Origin of the sequence: Pseudomonas sp. YuFO8 (assembly GCF_035065025.1) — a bacterium.
Classification (GTDB): domain Bacteria; phylum Pseudomonadota; class Gammaproteobacteria; order Pseudomonadales; family Pseudomonadaceae; genus Aquipseudomonas; species Aquipseudomonas putida_AE.
This window is the reverse complement of record NZ_JAXDEQ010000011.1, coordinates 78306-95216: the sequence shown is the minus strand read 5'-3', so window position 1 is coordinate 95216 and position 16911 is coordinate 78306. Positions and strand designations below refer to the sequence as shown.

The 16911-nt window shown below is 60.8% G+C and carries 16 protein-coding genes; 4 read left to right on the top strand and 12 right to left on the bottom strand.

Annotated elements, in window-relative coordinates; translation table 11 throughout:
- Positions 1-6: 6 nt before the first annotated feature.
- Positions 7-387, bottom strand: a complete 381-nt coding sequence (locus SOP95_RS12485; RefSeq protein WP_408601062.1) for an MGMT family protein — start codon at positions 385-387, stop codon at positions 7-9.
- 137 nt (positions 388-524) lie between these two features.
- Between SOP95_RS12485 and SOP95_RS12480 the strand changes: the two genes are divergently transcribed.
- A complete protein-coding gene (locus SOP95_RS12480) occupies positions 525-1532 on the top strand; it encodes a DUF481 domain-containing protein (RefSeq protein WP_274073327.1) in 1008 nt (335 codons plus the stop codon).
- Between the two features lie 139 nt (positions 1533-1671).
- On the opposite strand, the gene SOP95_RS12475 is transcribed toward SOP95_RS12480, so the two are convergent.
- Positions 1672-1881, bottom strand: a complete 210-nt coding sequence (locus SOP95_RS12475) for a cold-shock protein (protein WP_002554837.1) — start codon at positions 1879-1881, stop codon at positions 1672-1674.
- A 353-nt stretch (positions 1882-2234) separates the two neighbouring features.
- On the opposite strand from SOP95_RS12475, the gene dcd reads away from it, so the two are divergent.
- Both dcd and SOP95_RS12465 read left to right on the top strand, forming a co-directional pair.
- On the top strand, positions 2235-2801 hold the full coding sequence (dcd, locus tag SOP95_RS12470; protein WP_046816561.1) for a dCTP deaminase: 567 nt from the start codon (positions 2235-2237) through the stop codon (positions 2799-2801).
- A 107-nt stretch (positions 2802-2908) separates the two neighbouring features.
- Positions 2909-3118, top strand: a complete 210-nt coding sequence (locus SOP95_RS12465; protein WP_017336784.1) for a hypothetical protein — start codon at positions 2909-2911, stop codon at positions 3116-3118.
- Between the two features lie 111 nt (positions 3119-3229).
- Here the strand turns inward: SOP95_RS12465 and pdeM are convergent, their stop codons facing one another.
- Positions 3230-3895, bottom strand: a complete 666-nt coding sequence (gene pdeM / locus SOP95_RS12455; protein WP_323607275.1) for a ligase-associated DNA damage response endonuclease PdeM — start codon at positions 3893-3895, stop codon at positions 3230-3232.
- Complete coding sequence (locus SOP95_RS12450; RefSeq protein ID WP_323607274.1) at positions 3895-6381, bottom strand: ligase-associated DNA damage response DEXH box helicase; 2487 nt, start codon at positions 6379-6381, stop codon at positions 3895-3897. The genes pdeM and SOP95_RS12450 overlap by 1 nt, the downstream gene beginning before the upstream one ends.
- Positions 6382-6569: 188 nt before the next feature.
- Between SOP95_RS12450 and SOP95_RS12445 the strand changes: the two genes are divergently transcribed.
- The gene (locus tag SOP95_RS12445; RefSeq protein ID WP_274073330.1) at positions 6570-6950 is read left to right on the top strand and encodes a hypothetical protein; all 381 of its coding nucleotides are present in this window, start codon (positions 6570-6572) and stop codon (positions 6948-6950) included.
- 46 nt (positions 6951-6996) lie between these two features.
- Here SOP95_RS12445 and SOP95_RS12440 read toward each other — a convergent pair whose 3' ends face one another.
- From SOP95_RS12440 to SOP95_RS12405, 8 genes are all read right to left on the bottom strand, one after another.
- Positions 6997-7761: an ABC transporter ATP-binding protein gene (locus SOP95_RS12440; RefSeq protein WP_020797089.1), complete on the bottom strand. Its 765-nt coding sequence runs from the start codon at positions 7759-7761 to the stop codon at positions 6997-6999.
- 13 nt (positions 7762-7774) lie between these two features.
- A complete protein-coding gene (locus SOP95_RS12435; RefSeq protein WP_274073331.1) occupies positions 7775-8893 on the bottom strand; it encodes a succinylglutamate desuccinylase/aspartoacylase family protein in 1119 nt (372 codons plus the stop codon).
- Positions 8894-8917: 24 nt separating this feature from the next.
- A complete protein-coding gene (locus SOP95_RS12430) occupies positions 8918-9628 on the bottom strand; it encodes an ABC transporter permease (protein ID WP_274073332.1) in 711 nt (236 codons plus the stop codon).
- Positions 9625-10353, bottom strand: coding sequence for an ABC transporter permease (locus SOP95_RS12425; protein WP_274073333.1), 729 nt, complete (start codon positions 10351-10353; stop codon positions 9625-9627). The genes SOP95_RS12430 and SOP95_RS12425 overlap by 4 nt, the downstream gene beginning before the upstream one ends.
- Before the next feature lie 56 nt (positions 10354-10409).
- Positions 10410-11192, bottom strand: coding sequence for a transporter substrate-binding domain-containing protein (locus SOP95_RS12420; protein WP_274073334.1), 783 nt, complete (start codon positions 11190-11192; stop codon positions 10410-10412).
- A 217-nt stretch (positions 11193-11409) separates the two neighbouring features.
- A complete protein-coding gene (locus tag SOP95_RS12415) occupies positions 11410-13095 on the bottom strand; it encodes an ATP-dependent DNA ligase (RefSeq protein ID WP_323607273.1) in 1686 nt (561 codons plus the stop codon).
- Positions 13092-14117: a ligase-associated DNA damage response exonuclease gene (locus tag SOP95_RS12410; RefSeq protein ID WP_274073336.1), complete on the bottom strand. Its 1026-nt coding sequence runs from the start codon at positions 14115-14117 to the stop codon at positions 13092-13094. The genes SOP95_RS12415 and SOP95_RS12410 overlap by 4 nt, the downstream gene beginning before the upstream one ends.
- A gap of 193 nt (positions 14118-14310) precedes the next feature.
- A complete protein-coding gene (locus SOP95_RS12405; protein WP_323607272.1) occupies positions 14311-16761 on the bottom strand; it encodes a penicillin acylase family protein in 2451 nt (816 codons plus the stop codon).
- Positions 16762-16911 lie beyond the last annotated feature (150 nt).

The following is a 16911-nucleotide window of genomic DNA, read 5'->3' as shown; positions in this document are numbered from 1 at the left end:
CGCACTCTAACCGCTGTGCTCTACCGGGCGCCACCCATGACGCTGAATATCAACACGATTGTTCTGGATACTGATGCCCTCCATGCGCAATCGTGCGCGCTGTTCGTCCCCGGAGGGACTGCCTGCGGGCAGGCTCAGGCGCCCGCCGGCACCGAGTACGCGGTGCCAGGGTAATTTGCTGTCGCCGGGCAGTTGGCTCAGTGTCCTGCCGACCCAGCGAGCGGCGCGTCCCAGTCCCGCCAGTTCGGCGAGTTGACCATAACTCACGACCTTGCCTTCGGGTACTGACGCGAGCGTCAGGTAGAGCGCCGTGCGTCGGATTTGCGCGGGACTGTCGGGTTGTTCTGTCGGCTCGATCACGTTCGCAGTTCCTGAAGTCGTTCGCAGTACCGTCTGTAGGGTAAATGCTGGATCGCCAATTGAGAAATGAACTCAATAGAAATAGTTGGGTCAGTCCTTGCTAGGGTCTTATTCCTGCGGATAATGCCGACTTTTTTTCGCGAACCTGAGCCTTTTATTTGCTTATGTTGTCCAGAACCTTGCTATGCCTCGCTGTCGTCACTGCCTCCACTCCCTTGCTCGCGGATACCGTCTGGTTGAAGAACGGTGACAAGCTGAGCGGCAAGATCATCCTGTTCGATGGCGGCAAGTTGCTGGTCCAGACCGAATATGCCGGTGCGGTGCCGATCGACTGGAAGCAGGTCAAGACCCTGGAAAGTGATCAGCAACTGCTGGTCAAGCAGGACGCCTACACCGGCGAGAAGGCCAAGTCGCTGCACGCGGCGGATGACGGCAAGGTGACCTTGGAAAACGGTGATGGGCCCAAGACGGTAGAGCTGGCGAGTGTCCAGCAAATCCTCAAGCCCAAGCCGGTGGTCGAGGATCTGGTGTGGAAAGGCAATATCGATGCGGCCCTCGATTACCAGCGTGCCGAGAAAGATACCGATGATTACGACATCGACTTCAAGACCACTGCGCGTCATGGCCGCTGGCGGCACATCGCAGAAGGCGAGTACAACCGCGAGTATCAGGATGACGTGACCACCACGGACAATTGGCGGGGAGAGTACTCCCTCGACCGTTTCCTGACGGACAAATGGTTCTGGCAAGGTCGCCTGGTGTACAAGCGTGACAAGGTCGAAGACCTTTCCCGCCAGCGCACCGTCGGTACCGGTCCTGGTTATCAGTTCTGGGATGACGAGCTGGGCGCATTCTCCCTGGGCTCGCTGGTCAATCGCACGGATTACCAGTTCAGCGATGGCAGCAAGGAGAACTTCTATTCTGTCGCGATGAAGTGGGACTACAACCGCTACCTGATTGGCAAGAAAGTGGAGTTCTTCACCAATGGCGAGGTGGGCAAGCCGCTGTCGGGCGTGGCCGAGTATGCGCTGGATGCCGAGATGGGGCTGCGTTACAAGGTGACGGATTGGGCGTCACTGAACCTCAAGGCCGAGCGAGACATCATCGACGGGACTGATGATGCTGACCTGGACAAGACCCGGTACACGGCAGGGTTTGGCGTGACCTGGTAAGACGCAAAAAGATCGCAGTCTGCGGCAGCTCCATGTAGGAGCTGCTGAAGGCTGCGATCTTTTTTTGCCTGTGAAAAACCTGCAGGCACAAAAAAGCCCCGCTGTTGAGGGCGGGGCTTTTTACTAAAGCAAGTACAAGTTAGATAACTTGAACTTCTTCAGCTTGCATACCTTTCTGACCGCGGGTAGCGATGAAAGAAACCTGTTGGCCTTCTTTCAGGCTTTTGAAGCCGTCGGATTGGATAGCTTTGAAGTGAACGAACAGGTCGTCACCGGATTGTGGAGTGATGAAGCCGAAGCCTTTTTCATCGTTGAACCACTTAACGGTACCGGTTTGGCGATTAGACATGGTGTAACTCCTTGAACAAAGATAACTGCGACTCAGGAAAAACCCTGGCCGAGACTGAGTGCAAAGAGCAGGAAAAATTCTTGTAGATGGTTGGATCGAAATTCAACATATCGTGTAGAGATTCTCAGTGACACAAGCAGCACAGTGACGCCACCTTAACCCTTTTTCCGGAACGTGCCAATGCTTCTTGCGAAGGTTTCTCTGTTTTAAGGATCGACGGTGTGTCGGTTCGTCGCCAACGCAGGTAATTCCTGGATGTCCGGCGAGAATTGCAGCGCGCACTTTGAACCCGGCGGCGCGCCCGGTAAGATGCCGGACAGATTTTTTCCACCTCGCTATTCAGGACACCCGCCATGAGCATCAAATCGGACAAGTGGATTCGCCGCATGGCGCAGGAACACGGCATGATCGACCCTTTCGTCGAGCGCCAGGTGCGTGGCAGCGACGATAGCCGTGTGATCTCCTACGGCGTGTCCAGCTACGGCTACGATGTGCGTTGCACCAACCACTTCAAGGTGTTCACCAACATCAATTCGGCGATCGTCGACCCGAAAAACTTCGATGCGGGCAGCTTCGTCGACATCCACAGCGACGTGTGCATCATTCCACCGAACTCCTTCGCCCTGGCCAGCACCGTCGAATACTTCCGCATCCCGCGTAACGTATTGACCATCTGCCTGGGTAAAAGCACCTACGCCCGCTGCGGCATCATCGTCAACGTGACGCCGCTCGAGCCTGAGTGGGAAGGCCACGTGACCCTGGAATTCTCCAACACCACCAACCTGCCGGCGAAAATCTACGCCAACGAAGGCGTGGCGCAAATGCTGTTCCTTGAGTCGGACGAAGAGTGCGAAGTGTCTTACAAGGACCGTGGCGGCAAGTACCAGGGCCAGCGTGGCGTCACCCTGCCGCGCACCTGAGTCAGCCGTCTGACGAACCGTGGGAATTCCTGGGCGAGCGTACACTCTATGGAGTGTACTGTTCCGATCTGCGCAAGGCGGGTCGGGCCATCGCCCAGGAGTGCTATATGAAGATCGACCCCCGTATCAGTGCCGAACTGGCAAGGCTTGAGCCCAATCAGGTTGGCGTTTTGGCCTGGTCCTTGTTGGCACATCCGCCAATCAGCATGGCCGGTGGCATCCCCGGCCAGCCTGATCCCGATACCCCCAACGAACAACCGACCGAACCCGGTGAGCCGACGCTGCCCGACGAGCCGCCTCCTGCGCCGGTCGCCTGAGATATTCTCCTGTACCTGTGGGAGCGGGCTTGCTCGCGAAGGTCGTTAACGATGACGCGGGCTTCCTGACAATACGCGGTGCCCTTACGTCCATCGCGAGCAAGCTCGCTCCTACAAGGGCAAGGACACTGGCCATACTTCGTTGTCGCCGATGACAAAAATTCTGCAGTCGTCACCCCTTTCAACTTGATAGCCACCGGTGAACGCGCCGAAGGCCGGTAGCAGGCTGATTTCCTCGCCAAGCCTGAAACAGGCCAGCCGCAGGGTCTGCCGACCCCGACCGTGGAGCCGATAGACCGGATGCACGTGACCGGCAAGCACATGCCGATGCGGATGCGGCTCGGGTTCGTGCTGCAAGGCGAATGGCCCCAGCAACAACGGCTCAGGCACCACGCGAATGTTCAACGAGGCCGGAGGATCCCCGGCGCGCTTGTCGTGGTTGCCGCGAATCAGCGTCATGGCCAGCTCGGCGTTGCGTGCTCTCCAGTCAGCCAAGGCTTTCAGCGTGGCGCTCGCATGAGAGCCCGGACCGTGAAGAAAGTCCCCGAGGAAAATCAGCTGGCGGCAGGGCAGGGTGGCCAGTAGTCCATCGAGCACGGCGATATTGCGGCGGGTGGTGCCTTGGGGCACCGGTTGGCCAAGGCTGCGGTAAGCGGCGGCCTTGCCGAAATGCACGTCGGCGATCAACAGGGCTTGTTGCGCGGGCCAGTAGAGGGCTTTTTCCGGCAGCAGCCAGAGCTCCTCGCCGGCCAGTTGCACAGGGTAGGGCGTACTCATCAGGCTTTCCCTGTACTGGCGGTTTTCTCGAGGTCGCTGACCATGCGCCGGATGCGGTCGGCGAGTTTTTCTGAACTCATGCTCTCGCGCATGCGTTCCACCAGCAGTGGAAACCCAAGTGGCGTAGGACGTTTGACCTGATGCAGGTCGAGACTGAGTGAACTGATGTGCGTCAACGTCTGTTCCAGGCGATGAATATCCAGTTCCTCCCGTAGGACTTCTTCGCCGGCCTGGGCCAATAGCAGATTGCCTGCGTCGTACTGTTTGAACACTTCGAAGAACAACCCGCTCGAGGCTTGAACTTGCCGTGTGCTTTTCGGTGCGCCGGGGTAACCGGCGAACACCAACCCGGCGATCCGGGCGATTTCTCGAAAGCGCCGCAAGGCCAGCTCTCCGGCATTCAGGCTGGCGACTACGTCCCCCAGCAAATGCTCTGGGCTCAACAACCCCGGGTTCAGTGCTTGTACCCAATCCACAGGGGTGGCGCTGAGCAGTTCAAGTCCATAGTCATTGACCGCGATGGAAAACGTCAGCGCCTGCTGCTGGCTGACTCGCCACGCCAGCAAACTCGCCAGGCCCAGATGCACCTGGCGGCCGGCGAAGGGATACAGGAAAAGGTGCCAGCCCTCACGGGACTTCAGCGCTTCGGCCAGCAACGATTGCGACGTCGGCAAGCCAGACCAGCGTTGCTGCACCTCCAGCAGTGGACGCAATGCCTGCATTTCCGGGCCGCTGAACTCGCCGCGCGCCGCCGCACTGAACCGCTCCACCACCGCTTGCGCCAGTTCATTGGAAAGGGGCATGCGCCCGCCATTCCAGCGCGGTACCGCAGCTTTTTTCACGGTGCTGCGCTTGACATAGGCGGTCATGTTTTCCACGCGCACCAACTCCAGCAGGCGACCGGCAAACAGAAAACCGTCACCCGGCTTGAGCCGCGCGATGAAGCCTTCTTCGACACTGCCCAGTTGCTTGCCACCGCCGCCCTTGCTCCAGAACTTCAACTGAATGCTCGCATCGCTGACGATGGTGCCGATGCTCATGCGGTGGCGTCGGGCCAGTCGCGCATCGGGTACACGCCAGATGCCCTGATCATCCGGTTCAACCCGGCGGTAATCCGGGTAGGCTGTCAGGGAAAACCCGCCATGGCGTACGAAAGCCAGGGCCCAGGTCCAGTCCGCCACGCTGAGATCGCGATAAGCCCAGGCTGTGCGGACCTCATCAAACAACTCATCGGGCACAAACCCACCGCCCAGGGCCATGCTGACCAGGTGCTGGACCAGCACATCCAGGGGTTTATGGGGGGAGTTTCGCGGTTCGATCCGGCGCTGCGCTACTGCATCCTGTGCCGCCGCGGCTTCGATCAGCTCCAGGCTGTGGGTCGGCACCAGGGTCACCCGTGAAATTCGCCCCGGCGCATGCCCCGAACGCCCCGCACGCTGCATCAGCCGCGCCACGCCTTTGGCCGAGCCAATTTGCAGCACCCGTTCCACCGGCAGGAAATCCACTCCCAGATCCAGGCTGGAGGTGCAGACCACCGCCTTGAGTTGACCTTCCTTGAGGGCGCGTTCCACCCAGTCGCGGGTTTCCCGGGACAACGAACTGTGATGCAGTGCGATCAGCCCGGCCCAGTCCGGCCGGGCTTCAAGCAAGGCCTGGTACCAGATTTCCGATTGCGCTCGCGTATTGGTGAAGACCAGGCTGCTGGCGCTTGCATCCAGTTGCGCGGCGACCTGCGGCAACATTTTCAGGCCGATATGTCCGGCCCATGGAAAGCGTTCGATCCCGGGCGGCAGCAGCGTGTCCACCTGCAGTTTCTTGGGCGTGCGGCCTTGAACGCTGATGCCGCCGCCCTGTGGGATCAATACCTGTTCGGCGTGGGACTGATTACCCAAGGTCGCGGATACGCCCCACACGATCAATTGCGGATGCCAGCGGCGCAGACGGGCGAGGGCCAGTTGCAGTTGCACGCCGCGTTTGTTGCCAAGCAATTCGTGCCATTCGTCGACCACCACCATGCGCAAGGTCGAGAGCGCTGTTTGGGCGTCGGCTCGGGCGAGCATCAAGGTCAGGCTTTCCGGGGTGGTAATCAGCGTGGTTGGCAGGCGTCGGCTCTGGCGCGCCCGTTCGCTGCTGCTGGTATCGCCCGTGCGCAGGCCGACACTCCAGGGAATCTGCGAATCCTGCAGCGGCGCCTCCAGTGCGCGGGCCGTGTCGGCGGCCAAGGCGCGCATGGGGGTTATCCACAATACGGTCAGGGGAGCGGCCACAGGTTTGCGTTTGCGAGGTGTTTCAAGCGCAGGCGAAGAGTGGGCGAAGCGATTGAGCGCGCCAAACCAGACCGCGTAGGTTTTGCCGGCGCCGGTGCTGGCGTGCAACAAACCGGACTGTCCTTGTTTTACTGCGGCCCATACCTGTTTCTGAAAGTCGAACGGCTTCCAGTCGCGCGCGGCAAACCAGCGTTTTGCGAAGTCGGTGGTGGTTCCCATGCCGGCGGTGTGCGCTCTGAGAGTGTTCCTTCAGTGACCACGGCGCAGCGCGAAAGGTTTAATGACTGAACGCGATTCAGAATTTCTCATATTCGGAAATAACTGTGTGTTTGGTTGAAACCTATTGGCCGATTGGCCGTGGTTTTATCGCTGCGCTGTTGTCCATGAACATGAAAAGGAACATTCAGATGAAGTCAGTTCGTACGGGGCATTTGCACGCCGATATGATCACGGAGGGTGGGAGGCATCTCGCGTTTCGAGCAGCGCCAATGCTCGAATACTACGAGTTGCCAGGCCTGCACTGCCTTGGGGCGAGCAATGGTAAGGACAAAACGTTTTACATCTATCTGCCGCAGGGTATCGAGAGTGGCGGATTTCCTCTGGGGTTGTGTGAGCGCTCGCCCATGATCATTCATGTGACGGGCGACTCGGAAACGGAGTTGTATCGAGGGTCGCTTGATTTGATGGTAGGGGGCGACGCACAGTTTGCCGGAAGTTTCCGTGGCCTGGACGCCGAAGGTATCGAGGTGGAGAACGGCAGCTTCAGGCTCGAGCACGCCAGTGGCTGAACTTCAAATGAAAGGGAAGCCCGTGCTTCCCTTTCATCGGCGACCGTTACTTCAGGTTGCCGCTGAGGAACTGTTTCAGGCGTTCGCTCTTCGGGTTGCCCAGCACGTCCTCCGGCGCGCCTTCTTCCTCCACCAGGCCCTGGTGCAGGAACAGCACCTGGCTCGACACTTTGCGCGCGAAGCTCATTTCGTGGGTGACCATGATCATGGTCCGGCCTTCTTCGGCCAGGCCCTGGATCACCTTGAGCACTTCGCCCACCAGTTCCGGGTCCAGCGCCGAGGTCGGTTCATCGAACAGCATCACTTCCGGCTCCATCGCCAACGCGCGGGCAATCGCCACCCGTTGTTGCTGGCCGCCGGAGAGGAACGCCGGGTACTGATCCGCTACGCGCGCCGCCAGCCCGACCTTGTCGAGGTAACGCCGGGCACGGTCTTCGGCTTCCTGCTTGCTGCAGCCCAGCACCCGGCGCGGGGCCATGGTGATGTTTTCCAGCACCGTCATGTGGCTCCACAGGTTGAAATGCTGGAACACCATGGCCAGGCGGGTGCGGATCCGTTGCAGTTCATCGGCATCGGCCACGTGCATGCCGTGGCGATCCTTGATCATGCGGATAGCCTGGCCGTCGAGGCTCATGGCGCCGTCGTTGGGTTGTTCGAGGAAGTTGATGCAGCGCAGGAAGGTACTTTTCCCGGAGCCGCTGGCACCGATCAGGCTGATGACGTCACCCGTGTTGGCCTTGAGCGAAACGCCCTTGAGCACCTCATGATCGCCATAGCTTTTATGCAGGCCTTCAATGGTCAGTTTGTACATGGAGCATGCATCCTCAAGGCGAAAGTAGGTAGCCGCTGCGATAGGCTTCGGCGCCCGCGACGTGGGCGATCACCATGCCGGCCGTGGCCATGCGGCGCAGCGAACGGGCGTACATCAAGCCGGCGGCGGTGCAATGGACAGGCGTGACGCGGTCGCTGATCGGGTCAATGATTTCGGCGATCAGTTGCCCGGCTTCGAGGTATTGCCCCGGCAGGGCACTGAACACCAGCAAGCCGCCGACCGGGGTCGCCACAGGTTCTACCCCGGCCAGGGGAGTTGCCGGGTAGGGCAGGTCGGGCAATGGCGCCGGTTCTCCGGCAATCGCGCCAAATTGAATCAGGTAATCGATCAGCGCCTGGCTGTCGAGGCTGGCCATTGGGTGACTGACGTCGCCCTGGCCGCGCAGTTCGACGGTGACCGAAAAACTGCCATGGGGAATGTCGAAGTGTTCGCCGAAGCGCTCTTTCAGCTGCCACCAAAGCAGGGTGAAGCATTCATCGAACGACTGGCCGCCGGAATCGGTCGCCAGAAGACTGGCCTGCGCACCAATGTAGCGGGCCAGCGGCTCGACCTGCGGCCAGGCCTCGGGCGTGGTGTACAGGTGGGCGACAGCCTCGAAATCGCAATGCAGGTCCAACACCATGTCGGCGTCGCAGGCCAGCCGTTGCAGGGTCAGGCGCTGGGATTGCAATTGGGTGCTGGCGGTTTGGCGCGCCAAGGCATGGCGCAGGCTGTCGCGGATCAGTTCGAGGTTGCGCTGCGGATCGTCGCCGAGTTGGCCCTCGATGGCGTTGCCGACCTCTTCGCTCAAATCAACGAACCAGCGGTTGAAGTTCTGCCCGCTTTCGAGCTCATAGCGGCCCAGCGGTACATCCATCAGCACCTGTTCCAGGCCGGCCGGGTTGGCCACGGGCACCAGGACGATTTCGCTGCGCAGCCGGCCGGCGGCTTCCAGCTCCGCCAGGCGTTGCTTGAGGTGCCAGGCCACCAGCATGCCGGGCATTTCATCGGCATGCAGGGACGACTGGATGTAGATCTTGCCCTTGGCCGGTTGTGGGCCGAAGTGAAAACTGTGGATCTGTCGTGCGGTCCCCGGCAAGGGGGCCAGCAGGTCGTGTATCTGGTGGCGCATTTTTCTTGTATCCCGAAGCGGGTCCTAGTGGGTCGGCCCGAGGAAGGCCAGCCAGCGGCGTTCGGCGAGGCGGAACAGGCCGACCAGCGCAAAGGTGACGGTCAGGTAGATCAGCGCGGCGATGCCAAACGACTGGAAGGTCAGGAAGGTCGCCGAGTTGGCGTCCCGCGCGACTTTCAGGATGTCCGGGATGGTCGCGGTGAACGCCACGGTGGTCGAGTGCAGCATCAGGATCACTTCGTTGCTGTAGTACGGCAACGAGCGACGCAGCGCCGAAGGCATGATCACGTAGGCATACAGCTTCCAGCCTGTCAGGCCGTAGGCCTTGGCCGCTTCGACTTCACCATGGGCCATGCTGCGGATCGCCCCGGCGAAAATCTCCGTGGTGTAGGCGCAGGTGTTCAGGGCAAACGCCAGGATGGTGCAGTTCATCGCATCGCGGAAGAAACTGTCGAGCACCGGTTGCGCGCGCACGGCGGCCAGGCTGTAGATCCCGGTGTAGCAGATCAGCAACTGGATATACAAAGGCGTGCCGCGGAACAGGTAGGTGTAGAACTGCACCGGCCAGCGGATGTAGGCGTGCGGTGAGACCCGGGCGATCGACAGCGGAATCGAGACGATGAAGCCGATGAAGATCGACGCACTGAGTAACCACAGGGTCATGGCCAGGCCGGTGATGTTCTGGCCGTCGGTGTAGAGGAAGGCTTTCCAGTATTCCTGCAGGAGTTCGATCATCGTACGGCCTCCCGGGTACCGGCGGCGTAGCGACGTTCGAGCCAGCGCAGAATGAAGTTGGAGGCGCTGGTGATCATCAGGTAGATCAGGGCGGCGAGTACCAGGAAGTAGAACAGTTGATAGCTGCTTTTACCCGCATCCTGGGCAGCCTTGACCAGGTCGGCGAGGCCGATGATCGACACCAGTGCAGTGGCCTTGAGCATCACCATCCAGTTGTTGCCGATACCCGGCAGGGCATAGCGCATCATTTGCGGGAACACCACGATGCGAAAACGCTGGCCGCGCTTGAGCCCGTAGGCAGTGGCCGCTTCGACCTGGCCGCGAGGCACGGCGAGGATGGCACCGCGGAAGGTTTCGGTGAAGTACGCGCCGTAAATGAAGCCCAGGGTCAAAACGCCTGCGCTGAACGGGTTGATCTCGATGTATTCCCATTCCATGTAGTCGGTGAGCGACGTCAGCCAGGTTTGCAGGCTGTAGAAGATCAGCAGCATCAGCACCAGGTCCGGTACCCCGCGGATCAGCGTCGTGTAGCACTGGGCAAGCAGGCGCAGCAATTTGACTTTTGACAGCTTGGCACTGGCGCCGAGCAGGCCGAGCAATACGGCCACCAGCAGCGACATCGCCGATAACTTGATGGTCATCCAGGTGCCTTCCATCAGCAGCGGGCCAAAGCCCTTGAGGCTGAAGGCGGAGAGCCCCAGGTTTTGTAAGAGGTTTTCGAACATAAATCAGCAACCTGATCGGATGAAAAAAGCGCCCATCGCGAGATGGGCGCCGGGCATTACTTGCCGCTGTACAGGTTCAGATCGCCAAAGTGTTTCTTCTGAATGGTGGCGTAGGTGCCATCATCGTGTAACGCTTTGATACCTTTATCCAAAAGGGCTTTCAGCTCGGTGTTACCTTTCTTAATACCGATTGCAGTCTTGGCTGGCAGCAGTTCGCTGTCGACTGGCTTGCTGATTTCGTAGCCTTCGCCTTTTGGCGACTTCAGGAAGCCGAGTTCAGCTTGCAGCATGTCCTGGATCGCGGCATCGAGACGACCGGAAGTCAGGTCGGAATACACCTGGTCCTGGTTCTGATAAGCCTGGGTTTTCACCCCTGCCTTGTCCAGCACGGCCTTGGCGTAGGCTTCCTGGATGGTGCCTTGTTCGTAGCCGACGGTCTTGCCTTTCAGCGAAGCGACGTCTTCGGTCAGGCCAGAACCTTTCTTGAACACGTAGGCGGTCGGACCGGAGAACAGCTCGTTGGAGAAGTCGATGACTTTTTCGCGGGCTGGGGTGACGGTCATCGAAGAGATCACGCCGTCGAATTTATTGGCCTTGAGGCCAGGAATCATGCCGTCGAAATCGCTTTCGACCCATTTGCACTTGACCTTCAGCTCGGCGCAGATCGCGTTCCCCAGGTCGATGTCGAAACCTACCAGGTTGCCGTCGGCCGCTTTCGACTCGAACGGTGCATAGGAAGGGTCAACACCAAAACGCAATTCCTTGTATTCCTTTGCCAGCGCGGAACCGGCTGCCACGCACAACGCCAGTGCAGAAAGGGTCAGCAATGCTTTTTTCATTATTCAATCCCTAAGAACCAATATGAGCGCTTGTGGCGCAGAATTATTGTTACTGGTAAGCGTAAGCCCTGATGAAAGTAGCAATTTCCGAACCATAGTGCCGAACAAGCGTTTAAAAGGTTTTCGGGAAATTGCAGGAGGCGATTAGTGCACGAAATTGGGCGTGATGAAAAGCCCGCACTTTTTTGGTTCTGCGCGGTGCTCGCAAAGATTGGGTTCAGCCGAGCAAATCCTGCAATGTACCCAGGTGATCAGCTTCTTCGACCGACTTGTCCTGGCGCCAGCGCAGCATCCGTGGAAACCGCACGGCAATCCCGCTTTTGTGGCGTTTGGACAAGGCAATACCCTCGAAACCCAGTTCAAACACCAGGCTCGGCTTGACGCTGATCACCGGGCCGAATTTTTCCACCGTGGTTCTGCGCACGATGCTGTCGACCTGGCGCATCTGCTCATCGGTCAACCCCGAATAGGCTTTGGCGAACGGCACCAGCGCGCGCTCGCTGGCTTCCGGTGGCGCGTCCCAGACGGCGAAGGTGTAATCGCTGTAGAGACTGGCCCGGCGGCCATGACCGCGCTGCGCATAAATCAGCACTGCGTCGACACTGAAGGGGTCGACTTTCCATTTCCACCAGACCCCCATGTCCTTGGTGCGACCGACGCCGTAGAGCGCGTCCCGAGCCTTGAGCATCATGCCTTCGACCCCGAGCTTGCGCGATGCTTCCCGCTGCCGGGCGAGGTCGAACCAGTCTTCTCCGGTCAACAGCGGCGAGGCGAGCAGCAGTGGATTGTTGGCCTGGGCGATCACCTGCTCCAGCTGACTGCGCCGTCGGCTTTGCGGTTGGTTGCGCCAGTCCGCGCCTTCCCATTCCAGCAAGTCGTAGGCGAGGATGACTACCGGCACGTCATTGAGAATCTTGCGGGTGAGGTTCTTACGGCCGATCCGCTGCTGCAACAGGGCGAAAGGTTGCACGGCGGGGGCATCCGGGGCCGGATCAAAGGCATCTTCGGTCGCCGATCGAGTGGTTTTCCAGGCAACGATTTCCCCGTCGATCACGGTGCCGTCGGGCAGGCAGTGGATCAGGCTGTCGAATTCCGGAAAGCGATCGGTGACCAGCTCTTCACCCCGCGACCAGATCCACAGGCGCCCATCGCGCTTGACGATCTGCGCCCGGATGCCGTCCCACTTCCATTCCACCTGCCACTGGCTGGCGGCACCGAGCAGCGCTTCGAATTGTTCGACCGGTTGCGCCAGGGCATGGGCGAGGAAAAACGGATACGGCTGACCGCCGCGTTGCGCATGCTCGTCGGGCGATTGCGCGGCGATCAACTTCAGGTAGCTGGCGGCGCTCGGCCGGTTGGACAGGTCGGTGTAGCCCACCATCCGCTGGGCCACGCGCTTGCTGTCCAGCTGCGCCATGGCGGCCAGGGCCCGGGTCACCAGCAACTTGGAGACGCCGACGCGAAAGCTGCCGGTGATCAATTTGATGCACAGCATCAGGCTGGGACGGTCCAGTTGCGACCAGAGCACCGGCAGGCGCTCGGCGAGCACCTGCGGGGATTCGCCGCGCAATGGCAGCAGTTTTTCTTCGATCCACACCGCCAGGCCGTCGTTGGAGCGGTAGGGCATCTCCGGCAGCACCAGGGAAATGGTTTCCGCCATGTCGCCGACCGCCTGGTAACTTTCTTCGAACAGCCAGGGTGAAAGCCCGGAATACGCGACGGCCAACTCCCGCAGCACGCGCACCGGCACCAACTGCCTGGGGCGACCTCCGGACAAAAAGTACACCGCCCACGCGGCATCTTCCGGTGCAGCCTGGGCAAAGTAATCCTGCATCGCCGCCAGCTTGGCGTTGCTCGACGTCGTGGCGTCGAGCTCGGCGTACAACTGGGCAAACGCCTTCATGGCGACGCCTCGATGGCTTCGGCTGTCGATGCCTCCTCTTCGTCGCCGTACTCGGTACTGAAGCCTTGGGCGTCCAGGCCTTGTTCACGCAAGTGGCGCACCAGTACTGCGACTGAACCGTGGGTGACCATCACCCGTTGCGCACCCGTCTGTTCGATGGCCCAGAGCAAACCGGGCCAGTCAGCGTGATCGGACAGCACGAAGCCGCGATCCACCCCGCGTCGCCGACGTGCCCCGCGCAAACGCATCCAGCCGCTGGCGAAGCCGTCGCTGAAGTCACCGAAGCGGCGCATCCAGGTGCTGCCACCGGCGGAGGGTGGAGCGATGACCAGCGCTTTACGCAGGATTGGATCGTTTTTCTGGAAGTCGCCGGCATAGAGCGTCGGTGGCAGGTTTATTCCACTCTCGCGGTAAACACGGTTGAGCGGCTCGACCGCGCCATGGGCCAGGATGGGCCCCAGGCTGGCATCGATGCCGTGGAGGATGCGTTGGGCCTTGCCGAAGGAATAACAGAACAGCACGCTGGTTTTGTCTTGCGCGGCGTTGGCTTGCCACCACTGGTTGATCTCGGCAAACACTTGCGCCTGGGGCTGCCAGCGGTAGATCGGCAGGCCGAATGTCGACTCGGTGATAAAGGTGTGGCAGCGCACTGGCTCGAAGGCGGCGCAGGTGCCATCGGGTTCGATCTTGTAGTCGCCTGACGCCACCCAGACTTCTCCGCCATATTCCAGGCGCACCTGGGCCGAGCCGAGGACGTGGCCGGCGGGGTGGAAACTCAGGGTGACGCCGTGATGCAGCAGCCGCTCGCCATACGCCAGGGTTTGCAGGTCGATGTCCTGGCCCAGTCGCGCACGCAGAATCCCCTCGCCGGGTGCCGCCGCCAGGTAATGCTGGTTGCCAGTACGGGCGTGGTCGCCATGGGCGTGGGTGATGACCGAACGCTCGACCGGCCGCCACGGGTCGATGTAGAAATCGCCAGCAGGGCAGTACAAGCCTTCGGGTCGCGCGATGACAAGGTCCACGTTGTTATCCAGGTGGAGGGGCTTGTTAGCTAGGAGGCTGGCGCGCAGGGAGAAGTTCTATCGGGATTTCCCGGGTAAACCACCTACCCCTGTAGGAGCGAGCTTGCTCGCGAAAGCGGCCTCACATTCAACATGAATGTTGACTGGTACTCCGCCTTCTCGAGCAAGCCCGCTCCCACATTTTGGCTAGGCGTTATTTGCCAGGCGTCAGGGTCAACCGCTTGGTCCCATACACCCGGTCAAAATTCGCCGGCTGCATCGGCAAGCTCTGGTACTGCCCCTTCAGCCATGGCTCGATGCCGTTGAGGTAGTTCGGGCTGGCCGGGTTGCCGGACTGGCCGGTGGCGATCTGGCCCATCAACGGTTCGGGCTGGCCGAAGTCGACGATCAGACGCATGGCCGGTGCCCGCGTGGTGTTGAAGTCCTGGCCCACGGCGAACGCGGCCGTGTTGAGGGTCGTCTGGTCGCCGCCAGCCGGCTGAGGCCCGCGCACAGTCTGGCCACTGGTGTTCTTCCACTCATAGCGGTGAAGTTTGCCCCACTGCCAGGCTTTGTGATCGCCGCCCAACTGACTGTCGCCTGCGCTGATCGCGGCGGCCAGGCTGCGGGCGAGGATCGCCGGTTTGTCTTCTTTCTGTGCGGTGTGCACATCATCCCAGAACGGACTGTCTTCACGCCCCAGCAAGTGATCGGCCTGCGCCGCGTAGGACAGCGAGCCATTGGCGATGAAGGCTTGCCAAGCCGGGCTGCCTTGCGGTCCCAATTCATCGAGGAAAATCTGCCGGGTGCTTTCCTGCAGGAACAGCTGGTAGATCGCCGCGTCGGCAGAAGTCGGGCTGAGTTTGCCGTCAAACGCCATCAGGCGGGTCAAGGCCTCGCGAGCCTTGCCACGATCGGCCACTGGCAAAGCCTCGATGGCCTGCTTGAGCGGCTGGGACATACCCGGTGCCTCGAACATTTTCTTCAGCTTGGCGGCGAAGGTGGTGGTCTGGTCGTACTGCATGGCGATCAGGCTGCGGGTGTCATGTTTGCCCACGCCGGCCAGCTCGGCCAGGCGTTCGCCACGTTCCGGTGCCGACCAGGAATTGGACAGCTGCATGCCATAGCCATGGGGAATGACCCGCTGGTTGGCGGTGCCGAGCCAGCCCTGGGCCGGGTCCTGGTCGTAGGGGTGCAGCATCGGGTCGGCGTAACCGTCCCAATCGTAACGCCCCTCCCAGCCAGGCGAGGGCAGCAGGCCTTCGCCTTCGCGGCGGTTCGGATAGCGACCGGTGACCTGCCAGCCAATGTTGCTGGCATCGGCAAACACCAGGTTCAGGGCAATGGCGCGAATTTCGCGGCTGGCGTCCGAGGCTTTCTCGACGTTCTGCGCACGGGACAAGTCAAAGAAGGCGTCCAGGCTCTTGTCGTCGGTAAAGCTTGGCGTTTGCAAGGCCAGGCCGAAACCGCCGCCCTGGGCCAGGCCCTGGGCACTGTTGAGCAGGGGACCGTGGCGGGTTTCGAACACGGCTTCGCGAATCGGCCGCTGGCCTTTGACGAAGTAGGTTTCGTTGCGCACGATCGCCGGCTGCCACTTGCCAGCGGTTTCGTAGGACAGCCCGTTGCCCTGGCGTTTGATTTTTTCCAGGAACAGGTCCTGGTTATCGCCCATGACGGTCGTCATGCTCCAGGCCACTTTGCCGTTGAACCCGTCCAGTATCATCGGCAAGCCGGCGATGGTCGCCCCGGAAGCCTGATACTTCGGTGCGCGGATCTGCACGTAACTGAACAGCGACGGCACCCCCATCGGGCCATGGCTGTCGCTGGCCAGCAGGCTTTTACCGCTGCGGCTGCGTTGCGGGGCAATGGCCCAGTTGTTCGATGAAGTGGCGCCCAGCAGATTCAGCCCGGACAGCTGGTCGGTGGCCTTGCTGATGTCAGCCAGCCCCGGTACTTGGCCGTTGAGCTTGATGCCCTGGAGCTTTTCACTTTCGCCCAGGGGCAGTTTTTCATCCGGGGCCGAAGGGGTCAGCCACGGCAGTTTGTCGGTGGTGACGGTCTGGGCCAGCACCAGCGAGGCAATCTCCTCGGGCAGGTTGGCGGACTGGCTGAAGTTGAACAGGCAGAAAATCAGCGCCGAATCTTCCGGCTGCCAGTACTCGGGCTTGTACCCGGTGGCGACGAGGTCGGCTGGCAGCTTATCGCGGTAGCGGAACAGATAGGCGTTGACCCCGCGGGCATAGACTTCGAAGAAGCGCTTGAGGCGCGCAGAAGAGGCCTTGTACAACTCGCCGGCGTTTTTCTTCAGGTTGACCGCGCGCATATAGCGGTCGGCGTCCAGCACGTCCGAGCCCTGCATCTCGGCCAATCGACCCTGGGCGAGCAAGCGCAGGGTGACCATCTGGGTAATGCGGTCACTGGCGTGCACATAGCCGAGGGCGAACAGCGCATCGTGAAAACTGTTGCTTTCGATCAACGGCATGCCCATGGCATTGCGCCGCACCGAAACGTTCTGCGCCAGCCCTTTGAGCGGCTGTACGCCAGAGGTGGGCGGGAGGGTGTCCTGGGCATTGAAGCTCTGACAACCGGTCAGGCTTAAAATACCCGCCACTGCTGCGGCAACGCCGAACCGGGGTAGAAAATGTGAAAGGGCTGGCGAGGCCATGGCAAAGCTCCTGCGGGGTAGAGGCGGCGGCGCGCAATAAAGGCGCTACGTTAGTGAGCAGGAGGGGCCCGCGCAAGCGGGGCGCGGGGTTATTTCAACAACCCGCCTGATGGTGCCATCCGTCGAGCCTGTTATTTCTGACAGTAGACA